Annotated in this window: 24 protein-coding genes and 1 pseudogene; 12 read left to right on the top strand and 13 right to left on the bottom strand. The window is 71.6% G+C overall.

Going from position 1 to position 17,939, the window contains the following annotated elements; genetic code table 11:
* Positions 1–29 precede the first annotated feature (29 nt).
* The gene (locus tag COUCH_RS09140) at positions 30–677 is read right to left on the bottom strand and encodes a DUF4360 domain-containing protein (protein ID WP_249611629.1); all 648 of its coding nucleotides are present in this window, start codon (positions 675–677) and stop codon (positions 30–32) included.
* Between the two features lie 487 nt (positions 678–1,164).
* Here COUCH_RS09140 and COUCH_RS09145 point away from each other — a divergent pair, with 487 nt between their 5' ends.
* Positions 1,165–1,743, top strand: a complete 579-nt coding sequence (locus tag COUCH_RS09145; RefSeq protein WP_249611630.1) for a DUF4360 domain-containing protein — start codon at positions 1,165–1,167, stop codon at positions 1,741–1,743.
* Here the strand turns inward: COUCH_RS09145 and COUCH_RS09150 are convergent.
* A complete protein-coding gene (locus tag COUCH_RS09150; RefSeq protein ID WP_249611631.1) occupies positions 1,724–2,194 on the bottom strand; it encodes a GNAT family N-acetyltransferase in 471 nt (156 codons plus the stop codon). The genes COUCH_RS09145 and COUCH_RS09150 overlap by 20 nt on opposite strands.
* 74 nt (positions 2,195–2,268) lie before the next feature.
* Between COUCH_RS09150 and COUCH_RS09155 the strand changes: the two genes are divergently transcribed.
* The 6 genes from COUCH_RS09155 (at position 2,269) to COUCH_RS09180 (ending at position 5,205) form a co-directional block, all read left to right on the top strand.
* On the top strand, positions 2,269–2,544 hold the full coding sequence (locus COUCH_RS09155) for an isoamylase early set domain-containing protein (RefSeq protein WP_249611632.1): 276 nt from the start codon (positions 2,269–2,271) through the stop codon (positions 2,542–2,544).
* Between the two features lie 46 nt (positions 2,545–2,590).
* Positions 2,591–3,223 (top strand): NAD(P)H:quinone oxidoreductase, encoded by a 633-nt coding sequence (gene wrbA / locus COUCH_RS09160; RefSeq protein ID WP_430640911.1) that lies wholly within the window; start codon positions 2,591–2,593, stop codon positions 3,221–3,223.
* 63 nt (positions 3,224–3,286) lie between these two features.
* Positions 3,287–3,493 carry a DUF397 domain-containing protein gene (locus COUCH_RS09165; protein WP_372443647.1) on the top strand — a complete coding sequence of 69 codons (207 nt, stop codon included), beginning with the start codon at positions 3,287–3,289 and terminating at the stop codon, positions 3,491–3,493.
* A gap of 102 nt (positions 3,494–3,595) precedes the next feature.
* Positions 3,596–3,850, top strand: coding sequence for a hypothetical protein (locus COUCH_RS09170; protein ID WP_249611635.1), 255 nt, complete (start codon positions 3,596–3,598; stop codon positions 3,848–3,850).
* Positions 3,851–3,919: 69 nt separating this feature from the next.
* Positions 3,920–4,717, top strand: coding sequence for a thymidylate synthase (locus tag COUCH_RS09175; protein WP_249611636.1), 798 nt, complete (start codon positions 3,920–3,922; stop codon positions 4,715–4,717).
* A 14-nt stretch (positions 4,718–4,731) separates the two neighbouring features.
* On the top strand, positions 4,732–5,205 hold the full coding sequence (locus COUCH_RS09180; protein ID WP_275980084.1) for a dihydrofolate reductase: 474 nt from the start codon (positions 4,732–4,734) through the stop codon (positions 5,203–5,205).
* Here the strand turns inward: COUCH_RS09180 and msrB are convergent.
* Positions 5,186–5,590: a peptide-methionine (R)-S-oxide reductase MsrB gene (gene msrB, locus COUCH_RS09185; RefSeq protein WP_249611638.1), complete on the bottom strand. Its 405-nt coding sequence runs from the start codon at positions 5,588–5,590 to the stop codon at positions 5,186–5,188. The genes COUCH_RS09180 and msrB overlap by 20 nt on opposite strands.
* Positions 5,591–5,658: 68 nt before the next feature.
* Between msrB and COUCH_RS09190 the strand changes: the two genes are divergently transcribed.
* The 3 genes from COUCH_RS09190 (at position 5,659) to ligD (ending at position 7,871) form a co-directional block, all read left to right on the top strand.
* Positions 5,659–6,132 carry a hypothetical protein gene (locus COUCH_RS09190; RefSeq protein ID WP_249611639.1) on the top strand — a complete coding sequence of 158 codons (474 nt, stop codon included), beginning with the start codon at positions 5,659–5,661 and terminating at the stop codon, positions 6,130–6,132.
* Positions 6,133–6,218: 86 nt separating this feature from the next.
* On the top strand, positions 6,219–6,761 hold the full coding sequence (locus COUCH_RS09195; RefSeq protein WP_249611640.1) for an LPXTG cell wall anchor domain-containing protein: 543 nt from the start codon (positions 6,219–6,221) through the stop codon (positions 6,759–6,761).
* 78 nt (positions 6,762–6,839) lie between these two features.
* Complete coding sequence (ligD, locus tag COUCH_RS09200) at positions 6,840–7,871, top strand: non-homologous end-joining DNA ligase (protein ID WP_249611641.1); 1,032 nt, start codon at positions 6,840–6,842, stop codon at positions 7,869–7,871.
* A gap of 45 nt (positions 7,872–7,916) precedes the next feature.
* Here the strand turns inward: ligD and COUCH_RS09205 are convergent.
* Positions 7,917–8,264 (bottom strand): annotated as a pseudogene (locus COUCH_RS09205) (GNAT family N-acetyltransferase); the annotation flags it as partial.
* 404 nt (positions 8,265–8,668) lie between these two features.
* On the opposite strand from COUCH_RS09205, the gene COUCH_RS09210 reads away from it, so the two are divergent.
* The gene (locus tag COUCH_RS09210) at positions 8,669–9,127 is read left to right on the top strand and encodes a potassium channel family protein (RefSeq protein WP_249611642.1); all 459 of its coding nucleotides are present in this window, start codon (positions 8,669–8,671) and stop codon (positions 9,125–9,127) included.
* On the opposite strand, the gene COUCH_RS09215 is transcribed toward COUCH_RS09210, so the two are convergent.
* Both COUCH_RS09215 and COUCH_RS09220 read right to left on the bottom strand, forming a co-directional pair.
* A complete protein-coding gene (locus COUCH_RS09215; RefSeq protein WP_249611643.1) occupies positions 9,078–10,652 on the bottom strand; it encodes an alpha/beta hydrolase in 1,575 nt (524 codons plus the stop codon). The genes COUCH_RS09210 and COUCH_RS09215 overlap by 50 nt on opposite strands.
* Positions 10,653–10,719: 67 nt before the next feature.
* Positions 10,720–11,787 carry an ATP-dependent DNA ligase gene (locus COUCH_RS09220; protein ID WP_249613645.1) on the bottom strand — a complete coding sequence of 356 codons (1,068 nt, stop codon included), beginning with the start codon at positions 11,785–11,787 and terminating at the stop codon, positions 10,720–10,722.
* Between the two features lie 81 nt (positions 11,788–11,868).
* On the opposite strand from COUCH_RS09220, the gene COUCH_RS09225 reads away from it, so the two are divergent.
* Positions 11,869–12,855 (top strand): SDR family NAD(P)-dependent oxidoreductase, encoded by a 987-nt coding sequence (locus tag COUCH_RS09225; RefSeq protein WP_249611644.1) that lies wholly within the window; start codon positions 11,869–11,871, stop codon positions 12,853–12,855.
* Here the strand turns inward: COUCH_RS09225 and COUCH_RS09230 are convergent.
* From COUCH_RS09230 to COUCH_RS09260, 7 genes are all read right to left on the bottom strand, one after another.
* The gene (locus COUCH_RS09230; protein WP_249611645.1) at positions 12,806–13,492 is read right to left on the bottom strand and encodes an ABC transporter permease; all 687 of its coding nucleotides are present in this window, start codon (positions 13,490–13,492) and stop codon (positions 12,806–12,808) included. The genes COUCH_RS09225 and COUCH_RS09230 overlap by 50 nt on opposite strands.
* Entirely contained in the window at positions 13,489–14,304 is an 816-nt protein-coding gene (locus tag COUCH_RS09235; RefSeq protein WP_249611646.1) for an ATP-binding cassette domain-containing protein, read from the bottom strand. Before COUCH_RS09235 ends, COUCH_RS09230 begins: the two co-directional genes overlap by 4 nt.
* A complete protein-coding gene (locus tag COUCH_RS09240) occupies positions 14,301–14,624 on the bottom strand; it encodes a PadR family transcriptional regulator (RefSeq protein WP_249611647.1) in 324 nt (107 codons plus the stop codon). Before COUCH_RS09240 ends, COUCH_RS09235 begins: the two co-directional genes overlap by 4 nt.
* Positions 14,625–14,674: 50 nt before the next feature.
* Complete coding sequence (locus COUCH_RS09245; protein WP_249611648.1) at positions 14,675–15,052, bottom strand: DUF3037 domain-containing protein; 378 nt, start codon at positions 15,050–15,052, stop codon at positions 14,675–14,677.
* Positions 15,049–15,798, bottom strand: a complete 750-nt coding sequence (locus COUCH_RS09250) for a HipA family kinase (RefSeq protein WP_249611649.1) — start codon at positions 15,796–15,798, stop codon at positions 15,049–15,051. Before COUCH_RS09250 ends, COUCH_RS09245 begins: the two co-directional genes overlap by 4 nt.
* A 10-nt stretch (positions 15,799–15,808) precedes the next feature.
* Positions 15,809–16,360, bottom strand: coding sequence for a hypothetical protein (locus COUCH_RS09255; protein ID WP_249611650.1), 552 nt, complete (start codon positions 16,358–16,360; stop codon positions 15,809–15,811).
* Positions 16,361–16,436: 76 nt separating this feature from the next.
* A complete protein-coding gene (locus tag COUCH_RS09260; protein WP_249611651.1) occupies positions 16,437–17,921 on the bottom strand; it encodes a deoxyguanosinetriphosphate triphosphohydrolase family protein in 1,485 nt (494 codons plus the stop codon).
* Positions 17,922–17,939: the final 18 nt, after the last annotated feature.

Here is a 17,939-nt window from a genome sequence, read left to right on the forward strand (position 1 = left end):
GGCCGGTCGGGCCCTCCGCCGACGTCACGTCAGTGACACTCTCTCCAGGCGAAGTGGTACGTCGTGGAGATGCTGCCGTCGGTGGAGTCCATCGTCACGAAGCTGGTGTCCGTGGACGTGCCCTTGCTGACCCGCAGCTCGGTGTTGATGTTGAGGTTGCGCATCTCGCCGCACGGGTGCCACACCATGGCGGCAACCGGTACGTCGTCGCTGACCATCCAGTTGTCGTCGAGCGGCGAGGCGATCGGGTGGCTGGTGTAGGTGCCCTGGCTCATGCCCTGGAAGTAGTAGTTCGCCCGCTGGGTCGCAGAGGCGCCGGTCTTCAGGAGGCCGTACCCGCGGTAGTCGACCTTGGCGATCGCGAAGGTGAAGCCCTGCGGTACGTGGACGAGCACGTTGAGCTGGCAGTTCTTGCGGCCCTCGGTGCTGGAGATGCCCGGCCCGACCTGGGCCAGGTATTCGCTGTAGATGGCCGTGAAGGCCGTGTTGTCCGGGGAGACCGCGACGTCGGCCGTTCCGGGCTTGCATCCCGAGCCGGCCATGGCCACCAGGTCGATGACGATGTGGTCGGCCGGCGGATCGTCGAGGATGCTGCCGGCGGAGGCGGGTGAACTCACCCACGCCGGTGAGGCGAGCAGTGCCAGGACGATACCTGCACGAGCCAGCAATTTACGCATGGGATTCCTTCCGAATGTGGTGCGACGACACGCGCGCGGCTCGATGCTAAGAATATAGATCGATGGAAGTCAATGAAACGAATAGCTGATATGACCACTCGGTTACTCGGCCGGCCCTGGAGAAAGCACACACGCACCTTCCGGCCAAATTGGGGCAGGTAGGCGTCGACCGCGCCCGAATTATCCTCGTTGTACTGCCTATGGATACTCAGTCGGCGCGCGCCGACCAGGGAGTAAGAGGGCGCCGAGGGTCGTGAGTCCGATTGACTACAGTCAATGCTTGTGTCCGGGCTCCGCGCTGCCTTACATTCCTTCGCGGGGTGTACCGAGGTCACCTCCCGTGGGCGACGAAGCCCGCGATAAAGCGGCGACGCTGCGCGCGCTGATGCCATCGATTTTGAGCCCGTGAACCGAGGGGAATGCTATGAAAGAAAGTCTCGTCGGTGCGAGACACGCGATTGTCGCCGTACTCGGTACGGTTCTCGCGTTGTCCGCCTCCGCGCCCGCCCACGCTGCCGCCGCGACCGCCCCGGAGGGTGCGGTCACGGTCGAGGTCGTCGCGGCCAACGGCTCCGGCTGCGCGCCCGGCACGGCCACGGTCGTCACCGCGCCCGACAAGAGCGGCTTCCGGATCAAATACCACGACTTCGTCGCGCAGGCCGGCTCCGGCGCCGACCCGACGGACAAGCGCAAGAACTGCCAGGTCGGCGTCGTCGTGACCGTGCCGGCCGGCTGGACGTTCGCGATCGCCGAGGCGGACTACCGGGGCCGTGCGCGGCTCGCCGGCGGGGCGACCGGCCTGCAGCGGACGAATTACTACTGGCAGGGATCGTCGGACAACAGCCGGACCGAGGAGACGTTCGCCGGCCCGTACAGCGGCTACTGGTCGACCGAGGACGTCGCCCCGGTGCTGGTCTACGTGCCCTGCTCCGAGCAGAGGGTGCTGAACATCAACACCGAGCTGCGGGTGGACGCCGCGGCGACCGCTCCGCGGAGCAGCATGTCGATGACCGCCAGCGAGGGCGACGTCGACACGCTGTTCAACTTCAGCTGGGTGCGCTGCTGAGCGGTCCGGAGCGCTTCATCGGTACGTGGGGGATGCCGTCCTCCACGTACCGTTCTCCTGCGATCTGGAAGCCGAAGCGCGCGTAGAAGCCCGCCAGGTGTGCCTGCGCGCCGAGCACGGCCGGCCGGTTGCCGACGACGGTGAGCGCGTGCTCCATGAGCCGGCTCGCGTGGCCGCCCTGGCGTGCGGCCGGTGCGGTCACCACCCGGCCGATCCGCTCGGTGCCGCCGCCGTCGTCGAGGATGCGCAGACAGGCCAGGACGTCGTCGCCGCGCTGCAGCCACACGTGCCGGGTGCCGGGCTCGGCGTCGCGGCCGTCGAGCTCCGGGTACGGGCACTTCTGCTCGACGACGAACACGTCGACGCGCAGCTTGAGGATCGCGTACAGGGTGGTGTTGTCCAGGTCGCGGAACGACGCCACCCGGATCTCGTCGCGGGGCTGCGGGTGCATCCGCCGATCTTATGCGTCACCCCGGCGCACCTCCGGCGTTGATCAACGAGGAGGCCCGCATTCCAGGAGTTGAGATGATCAAGCGCAGCAAGCTGTTCGGCAACAAGACCCGGGTGACGTTCTGTCTGCCCAAGGACGCCCCGCAGGGTCCGGTCAGTGTGGTCGGCACGTTCAACGGCTGGGAGCCCGGACTGCACGAGCTCAAGCTGCGGCGCGACGGGATGCGTACGGTGACCCTGCGCCTGGACCCGGGCCACTACCGCTTCCGCTACCTCGCGTCGGACGGGGTGTGGCTCGACGACGAGCACGCCGACGAGGTGGGCCCGCACGGCAGCGAGTTGCGCCTCTGACGTTTCGCAGCGGTGGCCCGGGGAACGTCCCTATCTTTAGTTGACAATGCAAGCAACTGCGGAGGGGGTCCTCGTGGCCAACGTGAAACTGGCGGTCATCTACTACTCGTCCACCGGCACGGTCCATGCCATGGCCGAGCGGCTTCAGCAGGCCGGCGAGAAGGCGGGCGCCGAGGTGCGCCTGCGCCAGGTGCCCGAGCTCGCGCCGCCGGAGGCCATCGCCTCGAACGCGGCCTGGAGCCAGCACTTCGACCGGACCAAGGACGAGCCCAAGGCCACCGCCGACGACGTCGTCTGGGCCGACGCGGTGCTCTTCGGCAGCCCGACCCGGTACGGCAACATCACCAGCCAGCTCAAGCAGTTCATCGACACGCTCGGCCCGCAGTGGCAGCAGGGTCTGCTCGCCGACAAGGCGTACGCGGGCTTCACCTCGACGATGACCGCGCACGGCGGCCAGGAGTCGACGCTGCTCGCGCTGTACAACACGATCTACCACTTCGGCGGCGTCGTGGTCGCGCCCGGCTACACCGACCCGCTGAAGTTCACCGACGGCAACCCGTACGGCGTCTCGCACGTCACCGGCGGCACGAACGACGCCCCGCTGACCGACGTTCAGTTCGCCGCGCTCGACCACATGGCCCAGCGGATCGTCCGGATCGCCGAGAAGCTGCGGTCCTGACGTCCGATCCGCCCCGGGCGACCTGCACGAATGCATCGGCCCCGGGGTGGCACACTGTCCGCCGTGGTCAAGAAGTTCGAGGCGGATCTGAGCGGCGCACAGTGGCGCCGCAGTGCAACGTCGGGAGAGGCGGCCGTGGAGGTCGCCCTGCTGGACGACGGGGTGGCCGTGCGTGACTCGCGGCGCCCGGAGGGCGATGTCCTCTTCTTCACGCCGGCCGAGTGGGACGCCTTCGTCGGTGGCGCCAAAGATGGGGAATTTGATCTTTAGGGTCGCGGCCGCAGCCCTCCGGTGAAGGGCGGGCGGTTGGGGCGGAAGCCGGGTTTATGAGTATCAACCCGAAGAGTGTTCATTTCTGGCTACTGTGCGGGTATGACCAACTACGAGGGTTCTGACCTGCTGAAGAAGGTGGAGCGGTACGAGGCTGCCGTGACGGAGCTCAAGGCCGCCCACGACGACGTCAAGGACGTCCTGATCGAGGCCATCCTGTTCGACCGCTGGCAGCAGCTCGGCACCCAGCTCGGCTTCAAGGCCGAGCAGCCGGCCGCCAGGACCGAGGAGCCGAACCGGGACCTCGCCCAGCTCAACCAGCAGATCTCGGCGATGAGCGAGTCCTGGTCCCGCTGATGCCGGTGTGATCCGCGACGCCCGGGGCGCACCCCGCCCCGGGCCCGCGGAGGCGCTACCGTGTCGGCCATGGCCGACACCCAGTACGAAGAGCTGCTGCGCCGCGTCCTCGAAACCGGCGTCCCGAAGGCGGACCGCACGGGCACGGGCACGGTCAGCCTCTTCGGTGAGCGCCTGCGCTACGACCTGTCGCGGGGCTTCCCGCTGATCACCACGAAGCGGGTGCACTTCAAGTCCGTGGCGGTCGAATTGCTCTGGTTCCTGCGCGGCGACAGCAACGTGCAGTGGCTGCGCGACCACGGCGTCACCATCTGGGACGAGTGGGCGGACGAGAACGGCGAACTCGGCCCGGTGTACGGCAAGCAGTGGCGCTCGTGGCCGACCCCGGACGGCGGCCACGCCGACCAGATCGCCGACCTGCTGGCCACGCTGCGCCGCGACCCCGACTCCCGGCGGATGATCGTCTCGGCCTGGAACGTGGGCCAGCTCCCCGAGATGGCGCTCGCGCCGTGCCACGCGATGTTCCAGTTCTACGTGGCGGACGGCCGGCTGTCCTGTCAGCTGTACCAGCGCAGCGCCGACATGTTCCTCGGCGTGCCGTTCAACATCGCCAGTTACGCGCTGCTCACCCACATGATCGCGGCGCAGGCCGGGCTCACCCCGGGCGACTTCATCTGGGTCGGCGGTGACTGCCACGTGTACTCCAACCACGTCGACCAGGTGCGCGAGCAGCTGTCCCGGGAGGCGTACGACTTCCCCCGGCTGGAGCTCGCGCCGGCGCCGTCGCTCTTCGACTACCGCTACGAGGACTTCACGGTGGTCGACTACAAGCACCACCCGGCCCTCAAGGCGCCGGTCGCGGTCTGAGCGCGATGATCCACATGATCTGGGCGCAGGCCCGGAACGGCGTCATCGGTGCCGGCGGGGAGATCCCGTGGCGGATCCCCGGCGAGCAGAAGATGTTCAGGGACCGGACCATGGGCTCGACCGTGGTCATGGGCCGGGCCACCTGGGACTCGCTGCCCGCGCGGGTGCGGCCGCTGCCCGGGCGGCGCAACGTCGTGCTGACCCGGCAGGCCGGCTGGTCCGCCGAGGGCGCCGAGGCCGCCGGATCGGTCGAGGAGCTCCTGTCGAAGCATGACGACTTCTGGGTCATCGGCGGCGAGGCGGTGTATCGGGCGCTGCTGCCGCGCGCCCGGCATGTCGTGCGGACGCTCGTGGACATCGAGGTCGAGGGCGACACGTTCGCGCCGGAGCTGGGCCCGCAGTGGCGGGTGGCCGCCGGCGCCGACTGGCTGGAGTCGGACGCCGGCGTGCGCTACCGGGTGGAGGAGCTCACTTCGGGTCCAGCCTGATCGACAGGCTGTTCACGCAGTGCCGGGTGTTCCTGGCGGTCATCATCTCGCCACGGAAGACGTGGCCGAGGTGGCTGTCGCAGCGGGCGCAGCGGATCTCCGTGCGGGTCATGCCGTGGCTGCGGTCCTCGATCTCCTTGACCGCGCCGGGAATGGCGTCGTCGAAGGACGGCCAGCCGCAGTGCGAGTCGAACTTGGTGTCGCTGGGATAGAGCTCGGCGCCGCAGGCCCGGCACTGGTACATGCCCTCGGTCTTGGTGTTCACGTACTCGCCGGACCAGGGCGCCTCGGTGCCCGCCTGGCGCAGCACGCGGAACTCGTCGGGGCTGAGGCGGACCCGCCACTCGTCCTCGGTGGTGGGCAGGGTGGTCTTGTCAGGTGCCATGCCTCAACGGTACGTCGGAGCGCACCGGCAGTGCGGCGTTGCGGCGGGCCGGTGGCGTTGAGCGTGCCATGGGAGCTGCGCGTTTTCGGCCCACGTGGCGGCAGGCGCTCGGCCGGGGCCTGTGCCTCGGCGTCCTTCTCGCCGGCGGGGGCCTGAGCCTTTTGGCCGGACTGGTCACGGCGGGTGCGGTGACGGCACCGCCGTGGCTGTGGCTGCTGGTGGCGGCCGGACCGCCGATCGCCGGGCTGCCCGCGGCCGTACTGCTGCGCAGGCGGCTGGGCATCGAGGCGGGGTCACACGGGATCCGGACGGTGACGCCGTTCGGCGCCGGGGTACAGCCGTGGAGTCGCGTGGTCGACCTGCGGGCCGAGCGGCGGGGCGCCCGTACGGTGGTCGCGGTCTATCTGGACTCGGGCGCGAGCATGCAGTTGCGGGCGCCGTACGACGGCGGGATGTTGGCCGCCGATCCCCGCTTCGAGATGAAGGTCTCCGTCCTGGCGCATCTGTGGCGTAGCCACAGAATCGGTGGAGTTCCCTCATAAGGGATAGCTTGCGTGCAAATCGGGCAGAAAACGCTAAACTCCCAGCGGACTGCAACGGACCTACCGCAACAGAACGGATTCCCTTCATGAAGTTGACGCGCCGACTGGCCGCCGCACTGCCCGCGGCCGGCGTCACCGCCGTCGCCGCCCTGGCCCTCACCGGGGCGCCCGCCGTGGCGACGGCTGACCAGGCCGCGGCCCGCGCCCAGCACCCCGCCGTGATGACGACCCCCTGCTCGGAGGGGCAGCGCGACGAGGACTGCGGGTACGGCGACGACGACGCGACCGGTGGCGGCACCCGCGGCAACGACGGCTACGGCGGCGAGAAGCCCACCACCTCGCCCATCCCCTCGCGGACCACCGCCACGCCCGGCACCACCACGCCGACCCCGGGCGTGAGCACCACGCCGACCGGTGTCGTCAACACCGTCCCGCCGGGCGGTGAGCTGCCGGCCACGTCGCCCGCGGTGGCGGCGAGCCCGAGCCGCAGCACCGGCGGTGGCGTCAGCGCCGGCGGAACCCTGCCGGTCACGGGCGCGCCGATGGGCCTGACTTTCGGGGTGGGTGCCCTGCTCGTCGCGGGTGGCGCGGCGGCGGTCCTCTACAGCCGCCGGCGTCGTAGCGCCTGAGCCCTGCCCGCTCGACGCGGCCGTCTCCTCGACCCGGGGAGGCGGCCGCTGTCGTACCCGGGGCCTAAGGTCGAACCCATGGCAGCTTCCAGGTCACCCGCCGAAGAGGTCGAGGTCGCCGGTCACGCCGTACGGCTGACCAGCCCCGACAAGGTGTGCTTCCCGAGCAGGGGTTACACCAAGCGCGACGTGTTCGAGTATTACCTCGCCGTCGGCGACGGGATCATGCGCGCCCTGCGGGACCGGCCGACGACCCTGCAGCGCTTCCCCGACGGCATCGAGGGGGAGATGTTCTACCAGAAGCGGATGTCCGCCCGCGGTGTCCCGCCGTGGGTGGAGTCGGCGACGATCACCTTCCCCAGCGGGCGTACGGCCGACGAGCTCTGCCCGGCCGACCTCGCCCACGTGGCGTGGGCGGCGCAGATGGGCACGATCGTCTTCCACCCCTGGCCGGTGCGCCGGGCCGCCCCGGACAACCCCGACGAGCTGCGCATCGACCTCGACCCGCAGCCCGGGCTCGACTTCGGCGACGTGGTGGCCGCGGCCGGGGTGGTGCACGAGGTGCTCGACGACCTCGGCTGGACCGGCTACCCCAAGACCTCCGGCGGGCGCGGCGTGCACGTGTACGTCCGCATCGAGCCGAAGTGGTCCTTCGTGCAGGTCCGCCGCGCCGCGATCGCGCTGGCGCGCGAGGTCGAGCGGCGCAGCCCGCAGCGGATCACCACCTCCTGGTGGAAGGAGGAGCGCGGCGACCGGGTCTTCATCGACTACAACCAGATGGCCCGCGACCGCACGATCGCCTGCGCGTATTCGCTGCGCGCCAACGCCCGCGCGACCGTGTCCACGCCGGTGACCTGGACCGAGCTGGGCGACGTCGAGCCCGACGACTTCGACCTGCGCACGGTGCCGAAGCGGATCGCGCAGCTCGGCGACGCGCACGCGGCGATCGACGAGGTCGCGCACGACATCACGCTGCTGCTGGAGTGGTCGGAGCGCGACGAGAAGGCCGGCGCCGGGGACCTGCCCTATCCGCCGGATCATCCGAAGATGCCGGGGGAGCCCAAGCGGGTGCAGCCGTCGAAGGACCGCGACCTGAAGGAAAAGCGTTAGCGCCGCGCTGAAGGCGAAGCGGGGCCGCGTCCGGGAGTGGAAGCGTCAGAGGGGCAGCTTGAAGCCCTCGTGGCTGGCCTCGAAGCCGAGCGAGGCGTAGAAGCGGTGCGCGTCGGTGCGGCGCTTGTCGGTGGTGAGCTGGGCCAGGCCGCAGCCGCGCTCGCGGGCGCGCTCCAGCGCCCAGAGCATCATCTGCCGGCCGAGGCCCCGGCCGCGCTGGTCGCCGCGGACGCGGACGGCCTCGATGGTCATCCGCTCGGCGCCGCGGCGGCTCAGCGACGGGATGAACGTGAGCTGGCAGGTGCCGACGATCTTGCCGCCGGCCTCGGCGACGATCAGCTCGTTGCGCGGGTCGGCGTCGATCGCCTCGAAAGCCGCCCAGGCGGCCGCGTCCTCGCTCTCCGGGGTCGGCGCGTCCTCGCCGGCAGGGATCGGCACGGCGGCGCGCTCACTTCCCGGGGTCTGCGTGGCATCGTTCTCGTCCGGCGGGGCTTGCGCGGCGGCGTTCCCGTGGGTCGCGGTGTGCGCGGCGGCGCTCCCGTGCGGCGCGGTCAGCGCGGCCGCGTTCCCGTGGCGCGGGGTCTGCGTGGCGGCGTTGCCGTGTGGCGGGGCCGGCGCGGCGTCGCGGGAGCGGGCGATGTCGTCGTCGGTCAGGAGGGCGAGGATCGCGGGCACGTCGGCGCGGGTGGCCGGGCGGAAGACGGCGGGCGGGTGCGAGATCGACTGGGCCACGCGGCCATCCTGACACGCCCGTCGGGCTGAGCCGTGCGGTGGCCCGGCCAGTGCACGATGACGCCATGCGGTTGCTGCTCCTGCCGTTTCGGCAGATCTACCGGGGAATGGTCTGGCTGGCGAACTCGCCGCGCACGCTGATTCTGTCGTACCTGCTGCTCATCCTCGTTTGCGCCGGGCTGTACCGGGTTTTCGAGCACGACGTGAGCATCGGCGACGCGCTGTGGTGGGGTGTGGTCACCGCGTCCACCGTCGGGTACGGCGACATCTCACCGCACACCTGGCAGGCCCGGCTGATGGCGGCGCTGCTCATCTCGATCATGGTGTTGATCGTCGTGCCGCTGATCACCGCGCACTTCGCCAGCAAGCTGATCGTGGACACCGACGCGTTCCGCCACGAGGAGCAGGAGGAGCTGAAGAACAACCTGCGGGTGGTCCGCCGGCTCCTGGAGGAGCTCGCCGAGCGGGAGGGGATCAGCGCGCCGGACAGCGCCGGCCCTCCGGCGGCACCGTCAGATCGATGAGGTAGCGGTCCACCGCGGTCACGATGCACTGCGTGCTCGGGTACGCCGTGTGCCCCTCGCCCTCCCAGGTCAGCACGTGCCCGGTGCCGAGCATGCCGGCCAGCTGCGCGGTGTTCTCGTACGGCGTGGCCGGGTCCCCGGTCGTGCCCACGACGACGATCGGCGGGGCGCCGTTCGCCGCGCCCGCCGGGTACGGGTCGCGCTTGCCCGGCCAGAACGTGCACGGCATCATGCCCAGCGCCAGCGAGGCGCCGAACAGCGGGTACTTGGCGCGCCACTCGCCCTGCAGCTGCCGGATCCGCTCGACCGACGGCGCCTGGTCGGTGTCCGCGCAGTTCACCGCCAGGTTGGCGTCGAAGAGGTTGGAGTAGGTGCCGTCGGGTTTGCGGTCGGCGTACTGGTCGGCGAGGTCGAAGATGCCGCCCGCGTCGCCGCCCTGCAGGTCGTCGACGGCCTTGGCGAGCTGCTGCCAGCCCGACTCGGTGTAGAGCGAGGAGATGACCGCGACGAAGATCCAGCCCGGGGTGGCCTCGCGGCCGTCGTCGCCCTGCACCGGGGAGACCTTCGCCTTGGCGAGCGCGTCGGTCACCGCCTTGCGCGCGTCCGGCGCGATCGGGCACTTGTCCGGGGTGGCCCGGCACCACGCGGTGAAGTTCGTGAAGGCGCGCTCGAAGCCCTTCGCCTGCGACTCCGACCCGGCGACGAAGTCCTGCTTCGGGTTGATCGCGCCGTCGAGCACCAGCGCGCGCACCTTGGTCGGGAACAGCTGGGCGTACGTGGCGCCGAGCAGCGTGCCGTACGAGAAACCGAGGTAGGTGGTCTTCGCGTCACCGACCGCCGAGCGGATGGCGTCCATGTCGCGCGCCGCCTGCTCGGTGCTGAAGGTGCCGAGCTGGTCGCCGTACTTCTGGCCGCAGCCCTCGGCGACCCGCTTGTTGAGCGCGACGACCTGCTGGAACTCCTCGTCCGACCGCGGGTCGGGCGGCGCGGCGAACGTCGCGTCCTGGTCCTTGTCGCTGATGCACTTGACCGGGCTGGACCGGCCGACGCCGCGCGGGTCGAAGCCGATGATGTCGAACCGGTTCGTCACCTCGGTGGGCAGGCCGCCGAGCGCCTGGCCGAACGACAGGTAGACGGCGGTGTCGATGCCGGAGCCGCCCGGGCCGCCCGGGTTGATGAGCAGCGAGCCGATCCGGTCGCCCTGGTCGTTCGAGCGGATGCGGATCATCGCCACGTCGTAGGTGCCGCCGCTCTGCGGGGCGTTCCAGTCGCGGGGCACGGCGACCGACGCGCAGTCGTACGCCATGTTCTGCGCGCCCCGCCCGACGAGCTCCTGCGGCACCTCGGGGCACGGCGTCCACTGCGCCTGCGTGCCGGGTACGGCGGGCGGCGCCTTGCTGCCGGCGGGCGGCTTCGGCGCGGCGCCGTCGGAGTCCTCGGGGGCGAAGACCGGCAGGGTGCAGCCGGCGGTCACCACGACCGCGGCCACCAGGGCGGCGAGGACCGGACGGGAGGTACGCGGCACGGTGCGCGGCCTTTCGTCGTGCGATTGTTCCGCGCACGAGGCTACGCGCTGCGGCTGTGCCCGTGGTTCAGCGGCTCGTCAGCACGTCGGCGAGGTTGAACCGCACGGGCCGTTCCAGCTGCTCGTACGTGCACGAGCGGGGTTCCCGGTCGGGGCGCCACCGTTCGAACTGCGCGGTGTGCCGGAACCGCAGGCCCTCCATGTAGTCGTAGCGGACCTCGACCACGCGTTCCGGGCGCAGCGGCACGAACGACAGGTCCTTGCCGGCGTTCCAGCGGCTGACCTCGTTCTTGCGGGGCGTACGCTCCCCGGACTCGTGCGCCGCCCAGTTCCAGGGGTGCCCCTCGAACGTCGTGACCAGGTGCTGCAGCTCGGTGAACAGCTCCTCGCGGACGCTCATCGGGAACGAGCCGATCACCCCGACCGACACGAGCACGTCCCGCTCGTCGTAGAGGCCGAGCAGCAGCGAGCCGATGCGGTTGTCGCCGGACTTGTGCAGCCGGTAGCCGGCCACCACGCAGTCCGCCGTACGCTTGTGCTTGATCTTGTACATGACCCGCTTGTCGGGCTCGTACTCCAGGTCCTTGCCCTTGGCGATGAGCCCGTCGAGCCCGGCCCCCTCGAACTCGGCGAACCAGCGTCGCGCGGTCTGCAGGTCGTCGGTGGCGGGCGTGACGTAGACCGGCGGCTTGACACCGGCCAGGCACTCCTCCAGGCGGGCGCGGCGCTCGGCGAACGGCCGCGTGGTGAGGTCCTCGTCGCCGAGGGCCAGCAGGTCGAACGCGACGAAGCCGGCGGGCGTCTGCTCGGACAGCAGCTTGACCCGGCTGGCGGCGGGGTGGATGCGCTGCTGCAGCGCCTCGAAGTCCAGCGTGTTGCGCCCGGTGTCGGCGACGATGATCTCGCCGTCGATCACGGAGCGTTCCGGGAAGTTCGCCAGGACCGCCTCGACCACCTCGGGGAAGTAGCGCGTCATCGGCTTCTCGTTGCGGCTGCCGATCTCGACCTCGGCGCCGTCGCGGAAGATGATCGAGCGGAAGCCGTCCCACTTGGGCTCGTAGAGCTGCCCCGGCGGGATGTCGGCGACCGGCTTGGCGAGCATCGGCTTGACGGGCGGGTTGATCGGCAGGTCCATGCCGTCAGTGTCCCTGCTCACGGCCGAAAATAAAGCCCGCGGGGCTCGTTCGGCGGCCGTGGCGCCGGGTATCAGACCGCCATGGATTCTCGGGTCGTGGTGCTGACGGGCGCGTCGAGCGGGATCGGACGGGCCGCCGCGCTCGCCTTCGCCGCACGCGGGGACAAGGTCGTGCTCGCCGCCCGGGGCCTCGCCGACCTGGAGAAGGTGGCGGCCGAGTGCGGCGGCGACGCCCTGGTCGTGCCGGCCGATGTGACCGTACGCGAGGAGGTCGACGCGCTCGCCCGGGCGGCGCTGGACCGCTTCGGCCGCATCGACGTGTGGGCCGACACCGCGGCGGTGATGGTGTACGGCCGCTTCGAGGACATCCCGCCGCACGTCTTCGACCGGGTCGTCACCGCGGACCTGCTGGGACCCGCGAACGTGGCCCGGGCCGCGCTGCGGGTGTTCCGGGCGCAGGGGCACGGCACGCTGATCACGGCGAGTTCGCTGGTCGGGCACATCACCGCGCCGAACATGAGCGCGTACTCGACCGCGAAGTGGGGCCTGAGGGCTCTGTCGCGGACCCTGCGCCAGGAGACCCGCGACGCCCCGGACATCCACGTGTGCCAGCTGGTCCCCGGCAGCGTGGACACCCCGATCTACACCAGCGCGGCCAACTACGCCGGTTTCGTGGGCCGTCCGCCGCCGCCGGTGGACAGCGCCGAGCGGATGGGCGCGGCGGTCGTCCGGCTCGCCGACCGCCCGAGGCGGGAGCTGTCCGTGGGCGCGACGAACCGGCTCATCGAGTTCGGCTTCGTCGCCATGCCCCCGGTCTACGACCTGCTGGTCGGCCCGCTGATGGGCCGGCTGGGGCTGTCCCAGCGCCGCACGCCGCCGAGCAGCGGCAACGTCTTCGCCAGCCGGCCGCGCGTCGAGGGCGGCCCGGCACGGTTCGGCCGGGCCGCGGTGGGCGCGGCGGCGGCCGGGGCGGTCGCGCTCAGCGGGGTGGCCGCATTGGCCCTGCGCCGGGGCGCGGCTACGCCATGGAGACGTGCGGGCGGCGGCGCAGGCGTACGGCGGAAGTGACCGCGACCAGGACGAGAAACAGGGCGAGCGTGATCAGCGCGTGCACCAGCCCGCGGAGCACGTGGCCGGTGCCGGCGTCGTGCTCGATCGCGTACACGCCGATCTCGCGGGAGAACCAGAACGGCAGCGCGTGCGCCACCGCCTTGTCCGGGTCCAGCATCATCTGCATGGCGACGACCGTGAGCAGGACCAGCATGCCCTCCAGCTCGCGGGGGAGCAGGGCGCTCAGCGCCAGCCCGAACGGCGCGGCCACCGCCACGGTCAGCAGCAGGATGAGCGCCACCGGACCGTGCCGTACCTGGTCCAGGTCGATGAGGATCAGCAGGAAGTACGGCACGATCAGCGCCAGGCCCACCGCCCACAGCGCCGCGAGCCGGCCGAGGTAGAGCTGGTGGGTGGCGTAACCGGACAGCCGCAGCCGGGGCTCCACCGCCCGGGCCGCGCTGCCGGCGAACAGCGCCGCCGTGCTCAGCGTCCATCCGATGCCCAGCGACACGAACCGCACCGACTGCCAGTACGCCTCACCACGCCGGCTGTAGTAGAACGCCAGCGGCAGCAGCGCCAGCAGGATCAGCACCCCGCGGCGGCGGGCGATCTCGCGCAGGGCCATCTCGGCGACGGTCAGCGTCCGGCTCATCGCGCGCTCCCCGGGGTCAGGTCGAGCACGGCGTCGGCGCGGTCCAGCTCGCCGAGCCGGTGGGTCACCACGACCACGGCCTTGCCGGCGTCGCGCCAGCGCCACACCTGTTGCCAGAAGTCGAGGTAGCTGCCGTTGTCGAAGCCCTGGTACGGCTCATCGAGCAGCAGCACGTCGGGGTCGCCGAGGCCGGCCAGCACCAGGTTGAGCTTCTGCCGGGTGCCGCCGGACAGGTGCCGGGCCGTACCCGCCGCGGACGAGCGTGGCCAGTCGAGGGTCGCGGCGGCCGCACGGCCCTGCGCCCGGGCGGCACCCCGGGACTCGCCGCGCCCCGCCCCGATGAGCACGTAATGCTCGTCGGGGGTGAGGTAGTCGGCGGTGCCACCGTCCTGCGGGCAGTAGCCGAGCGTGCCGCGGATCCGGACGTGACCCTCATCGGGGGCGAGCAGGCCGGCGCAGATGCGCAGCAGGGTGCTTTTGCCCGAGCCGTTGGCGCCGATGACCGCCACGACCTCGCCCTCGTGGACGGTCAGGTCGACGCCGTCCAGGATCGTGCTGCGGCCGTACCGTTTGACGATCTTGACGGCCGCCAGGCGCCGCTCGCCGGACGGTGGCCGGCGCAGCTCGGTGGTCGCGCCGCGCAGGCTGTCCACGAGGCTGACGGCGTACGCGGTGGGCGGCCCGAAGACCTGCAGCGGGGGCCGCCCGCTGTCGCGCAGGTGCGCGGCGGCCTCGGCCACGAGCGCGGCCGGTTCGACCCGGCGGCGGCGCAGCTCGGCCGCGAACGCGGCGAGCCAGTCATCGACGGTCACGGGACCTCCATCATTGCGGTGACGTTGTCCACGAACACGGCCCAGTCGGCGGAGGCGGAGCGGAGTGTCGCCGTGCCCTCGGGGCTGAGCCGGTAGTACTTGCGCGCGGGCCCGCCGTCGCCGGCCCGCCAGTCGGCGACGACCAGCCCGAGCCGCTCCAGGCGCAGCAGGGCGGGGTAGAGCGTGCCGCCGGCGATGGACCCGAGGCCGCCGGCCTCCAGCCGTTGCGCGATCTCGTAGCCGTAGGACTCGCCACGAGCGAGGGCGCCGAGCACGCAGAGGTCGAGCACGCCGCGCAACCACTGCGTCCGCCGGTCCACGCGGACAAGGTAGCACCACTACCTAGTGGGAGGCGCCCCTCGGAGCAGGGCTAGCGGACGAGTAGCTCGACCAGCCGGTCCAGCTCGGCCGACGGGTCCTCGGTCAGGCCCATGTGGACCGGGCCGGCCTGCAGGATCGTGCTGCGCGGGGCGACCATCCAGCGGAAGCGCTCGCCCTGCTTCATCTCGCGGGCCGCGCCGCCGTCCGCGCCGCCGGCGCAGACGATCTCCCAGGACTGCAGGGCCGCCCGGATGCCGTCCAGGTCGGCGTTCGGGTCCAGCGCGAGCAGCCGTTGCTCGTGCAGGTGCGTACGGGCGCAGAGGAAGTCGCGCCGATGGCAGTAGAGCACCACCCCGACGTTGATCAGCTCGCCGCGCTCGACCCGGGGGACGGCTCGGATGATCGCGTACTCGTACGGGACCCTCATGACGCCGGGATCCAGGCCGCCGGGTCGGACGCGCGCGCGAGCAGATGGTCGCGGTACGCCGCGCGCGCCTCCTCGGCGGTGCCGAAGTCGAACTCGGCGAGCCATTCGCCGGGCACCAGCGCCAGCACCTCGTCGAGCAGGTCGCCGGTCAGTTGCGGCACGATCGCACCGGCCGCCGCCGGCACCGCGGTCGCGTACGGCTTGAGCACGTGGTCGTCCCACTTGTACGGCCGGTGCACCACGGTGGCGGCGCGCGGCCAGTTGTGGTGGAAGTACAGCGTCGCGCCGTGGTCGATGAGCCACAGGTCGCCGTGCCACATGAGCAGGTTGGGGTTGCGCCAGCTGCGGTCGACGTTCTCCACGAAGGCGTCGAAGACCAGCACGCGGGAGGCGAGCTCGGCGTCGATCGGGTACGCGACCGGGTCGTACCCGAGCGCGCCGGGCAGATAGTCCATGCCGAGGTTGGCGCCGGCGCTGGCCTTGATCAGCTCCTGCACCTCCTCGTCGGGCTCGGCCCGGGCCACGACCGGGTCGAGTTCGACGACCACCAGCTCGGGGACGGGCAGCCCGAGCCGCCGGGCCAGCTCGCCGGAGACCACCTCCGCGACCAGCGCCTTGGGGCCCTGGCCGGCGCCGCGGAACTTGACCACGTACGTGCCGAGGTTGCCGGCCTCGACGATGCCGGGCAGCGACCCGCCCTCGCGCAGCGGGGTGACGTATCGGATGGCGGTGACCTCGGGCAGCACGCGCCTAACCCTAGAGGGTGGTGGGACCCTGCCGGCGCAGGTCCGCCACCCGGGTCATCGCCTCGCGCAGCTCGGTCAGCCATTCATCGGTGTGCTCGCCGACCAGGCGTACGCACCACGCCAGCGCCTCCGAGCGGCTGCGGGCCACCCCGGCGTCGACGAGCGTGTCGAGGACCTGCCGTTCGGGCTGGCGCAGCCGGGTCATCACCGGCGCGGAGAGGTGGGTGAACAGCTCCTGGGTGTCCCCGCAGCGCAGCCCCCAGCTGACCTTGCGCTGGTAACGGTGCTCGACCTGGCGGGCGACCTTGATCCGGTCGTCGCGGCTGTCCTCGCGGAACTGGTGGATCCGCCCGGCCTGGGCGGCGGCGCGGTCGGCGTCGCTCGCGTCGGCCGACAGCTCCGGTGCCGGGACCCGGCCCCAGATGACGATCTCGTCGCGGTCGACGACGACCTCGGGCGGCCCGGTGAACCAGCCGTCGGGGCTGGCGCCGGTGATCCAGGCGGCGGCGTCGTCGGCGGGTGGCGGCTCGGTACGGGTGCCGGCGGGTGGACGGAAGCGCATGACTACCTCCCAGTGCAAGCTTTGATTACATGCTTACACCGTTGCACGACTGACGCCATGGCCTCGCGTTCAGCTCTCAGAGGACAAAGGCATCGGTCCAGAGCTGACGGGAACGCCCGGTCAGCGCGTCCATGAACGCCACCGCCTGGCTGTCCGTCAGGGCGGCCACGAAGTCGATCACCGCACGGCCGCGGGCCCGTGCCAGCCGGTCCGGCGTGCTGTCCGGCAGTTCCAGCTCGGCCAGCTCCACCAGGTCCCGCAGCCGGCGCGGCAGGCGCTCCGCCTCGTCGCGGTCCGACAGCCACGCGACCAGCGCGTCGACCAGCTGTTCCAGCAGCCGCGCCTGACCGCGCTGGTGCAGCGCCAGGTCGGGGCGTGCCAGCACGAACCGGTTCTGCACGAACTTGAGGACCTGCACCTCGTGCCACTGCGCGGGCGCGAGCAGGACGTGCCCCGACCGTACGGCCGGCGACTCGCTCACCTCGATCGCGTCCACCAGCCGCTTCGTCCACGCCGCCGAGAACGCCGCCACCTGCGCCTCGGCCTCCAGCGAGCCGTCGAACGGGACGCTGAGCAGCCCGTCGACCAGCTCCGCGCGGACCCGTTCCACCGCCGCCGCGAACGCCTCGTCGTCGGCCACCCAGCCGTCCTTGCGGTGCAGCTGGCGGCGCAGCGCCTCGATGGACGTACCCGGCCGGCGCGGCAGCAGCTCCTCGTCCGGCACGTCGGCGAACTCCATCCGCTGCCACGCCATCAGTTCCGCGGCCACCGAACCCTGCTGCAGCACGCCGACGCGGTGCACGTCCTCCAGGTCGTGGATCGCGTACGCGATGTCGTCGGCGGTGTCCATCACCGAGGCCTCCGGGGTCTGCTGCCACGGCGCGACCCGGCCGTCGAACGGCAGCCGTGCCTGCGCCATGTCCCCGACCTCGGTGGAGTACGCGCCGAACTTCAGCGACCCCCCGTCGGGGTCGTCCGGCGGCGCGGCGGCACCCCGGGGCGGGGGATCCATGTGCCGCGGGTGCGGTGCGGGATGCGTACGCCGGGTCCACGGGTACTTGAGGATCGCGGCGCGGGTGGCGGCGGTCAGGTTCAGCCCGATCGTCGCCTGGCCGCGGATCTCCGTGCTGGTCACGATGCGGTACGACTGGGCGTTGCCCTCGAAGCCGTCGCGCAGCCCCAGCCGTTGCCGGGCCACGTGGTCGAGCACCCGCTCGCCGAGGTGGCCGAACGGCGGGTGCCCCAGGTCGTGGGCGAGCGCGGCCGCCTCCACCACGTCCGGGTCGCAGCCGCCCAGCTTCTCGAGGGTGTCGGCGTACCGGGACAGCAGGCGCTCGGCGATGGCCCGGCCGACCGAGGCGACCTTGAGGCTGTGGGTGAGCCGGTTGTGCACCAGCAGCCCCGCCCCGCCCGGGCTGATCACCTGGGTGACCCCGCCCAGCCGGGCGAAGAACGGCGAGCTGACGATCCGGTCCCGGTCCACGCGGAACGGGCTGGCGGCGAGATCGCCGGGGGCGACGAGGCCGTCGCCGAACAGGCGCCGGGCGCGGGGATCATCCATGCGCCCGACGCTATTACA

Source organism: Couchioplanes caeruleus, assembly GCF_023499255.1.
Taxonomy (GTDB): domain Bacteria; phylum Actinomycetota; class Actinomycetes; order Mycobacteriales; family Micromonosporaceae; genus Actinoplanes; species Actinoplanes caeruleus_A.

Excerpts from the sequence above, each read along its gene's own strand:
- wrbA (WP_430640911.1), top strand. The coding sequence starts at position 2,591 with ATGCAAGCAACTGCGGAGGGGGTCCTCGTGGCCAACGTGAAACTGGCG.
- COUCH_RS09190 (WP_249611639.1), top strand. The coding sequence starts at position 5,659 with ATGGGAGCTGCGCGTTTTCGGCCCACGTGGCGGCAGGCGCTCGGCCGG.
- msrB (WP_249611638.1), bottom strand. The coding sequence starts at position 5,590 with ATGGCACCTGACAAGACCACCCTGCCCACCACCGAGGACGAGTGGCGG.
- COUCH_RS09255 (WP_249611650.1), bottom strand. The coding sequence starts at position 16,360 with ATGCGCTTCCGTCCACCCGCCGGCACCCGTACCGAGCCGCCACCCGCC.
- COUCH_RS09170 (WP_249611635.1), top strand. The coding sequence starts at position 3,596 with ATGACCAACTACGAGGGTTCTGACCTGCTGAAGAAGGTGGAGCGGTAC.
- COUCH_RS09220 (WP_249613645.1), bottom strand. The coding sequence starts at position 11,787 with ATGGACCTGCCGATCAACCCGCCCGTCAAGCCGATGCTCGCCAAGCCG.
- COUCH_RS09175 (WP_249611636.1), top strand. The coding sequence starts at position 3,920 with ATGGCCGACACCCAGTACGAAGAGCTGCTGCGCCGCGTCCTCGAAACC.
- COUCH_RS09260 (WP_249611651.1), bottom strand. The coding sequence starts at position 17,921 with ATGGATGATCCCCGCGCCCGGCGCCTGTTCGGCGACGGCCTCGTCGCC.
- ligD (WP_249611641.1), top strand. The coding sequence starts at position 6,840 with ATGGCAGCTTCCAGGTCACCCGCCGAAGAGGTCGAGGTCGCCGGTCAC.
- COUCH_RS09195 (WP_249611640.1), top strand. The coding sequence starts at position 6,219 with ATGAAGTTGACGCGCCGACTGGCCGCCGCACTGCCCGCGGCCGGCGTC.
- COUCH_RS09180 (WP_275980084.1), top strand. The coding sequence starts at position 4,732 with ATGATCTGGGCGCAGGCCCGGAACGGCGTCATCGGTGCCGGCGGGGAG.
- COUCH_RS09150 (WP_249611631.1), bottom strand. The coding sequence starts at position 2,194 with ATGCACCCGCAGCCCCGCGACGAGATCCGGGTGGCGTCGTTCCGCGAC.
- COUCH_RS09245 (WP_249611648.1), bottom strand. The coding sequence starts at position 15,052 with ATGAGGGTCCCGTACGAGTACGCGATCATCCGAGCCGTCCCCCGGGTC.
- COUCH_RS09230 (WP_249611645.1), bottom strand. The coding sequence starts at position 13,492 with ATGAGCCGGACGCTGACCGTCGCCGAGATGGCCCTGCGCGAGATCGCC.
- COUCH_RS09225 (WP_249611644.1), top strand. The coding sequence starts at position 11,869 with ATGGATTCTCGGGTCGTGGTGCTGACGGGCGCGTCGAGCGGGATCGGA.
- COUCH_RS09140 (WP_249611629.1), bottom strand. The coding sequence starts at position 677 with ATGCGTAAATTGCTGGCTCGTGCAGGTATCGTCCTGGCACTGCTCGCC.
- COUCH_RS09210 (WP_249611642.1), top strand. The coding sequence starts at position 8,669 with ATGCGGTTGCTGCTCCTGCCGTTTCGGCAGATCTACCGGGGAATGGTC.
- COUCH_RS09155 (WP_249611632.1), top strand. The coding sequence starts at position 2,269 with ATGATCAAGCGCAGCAAGCTGTTCGGCAACAAGACCCGGGTGACGTTC.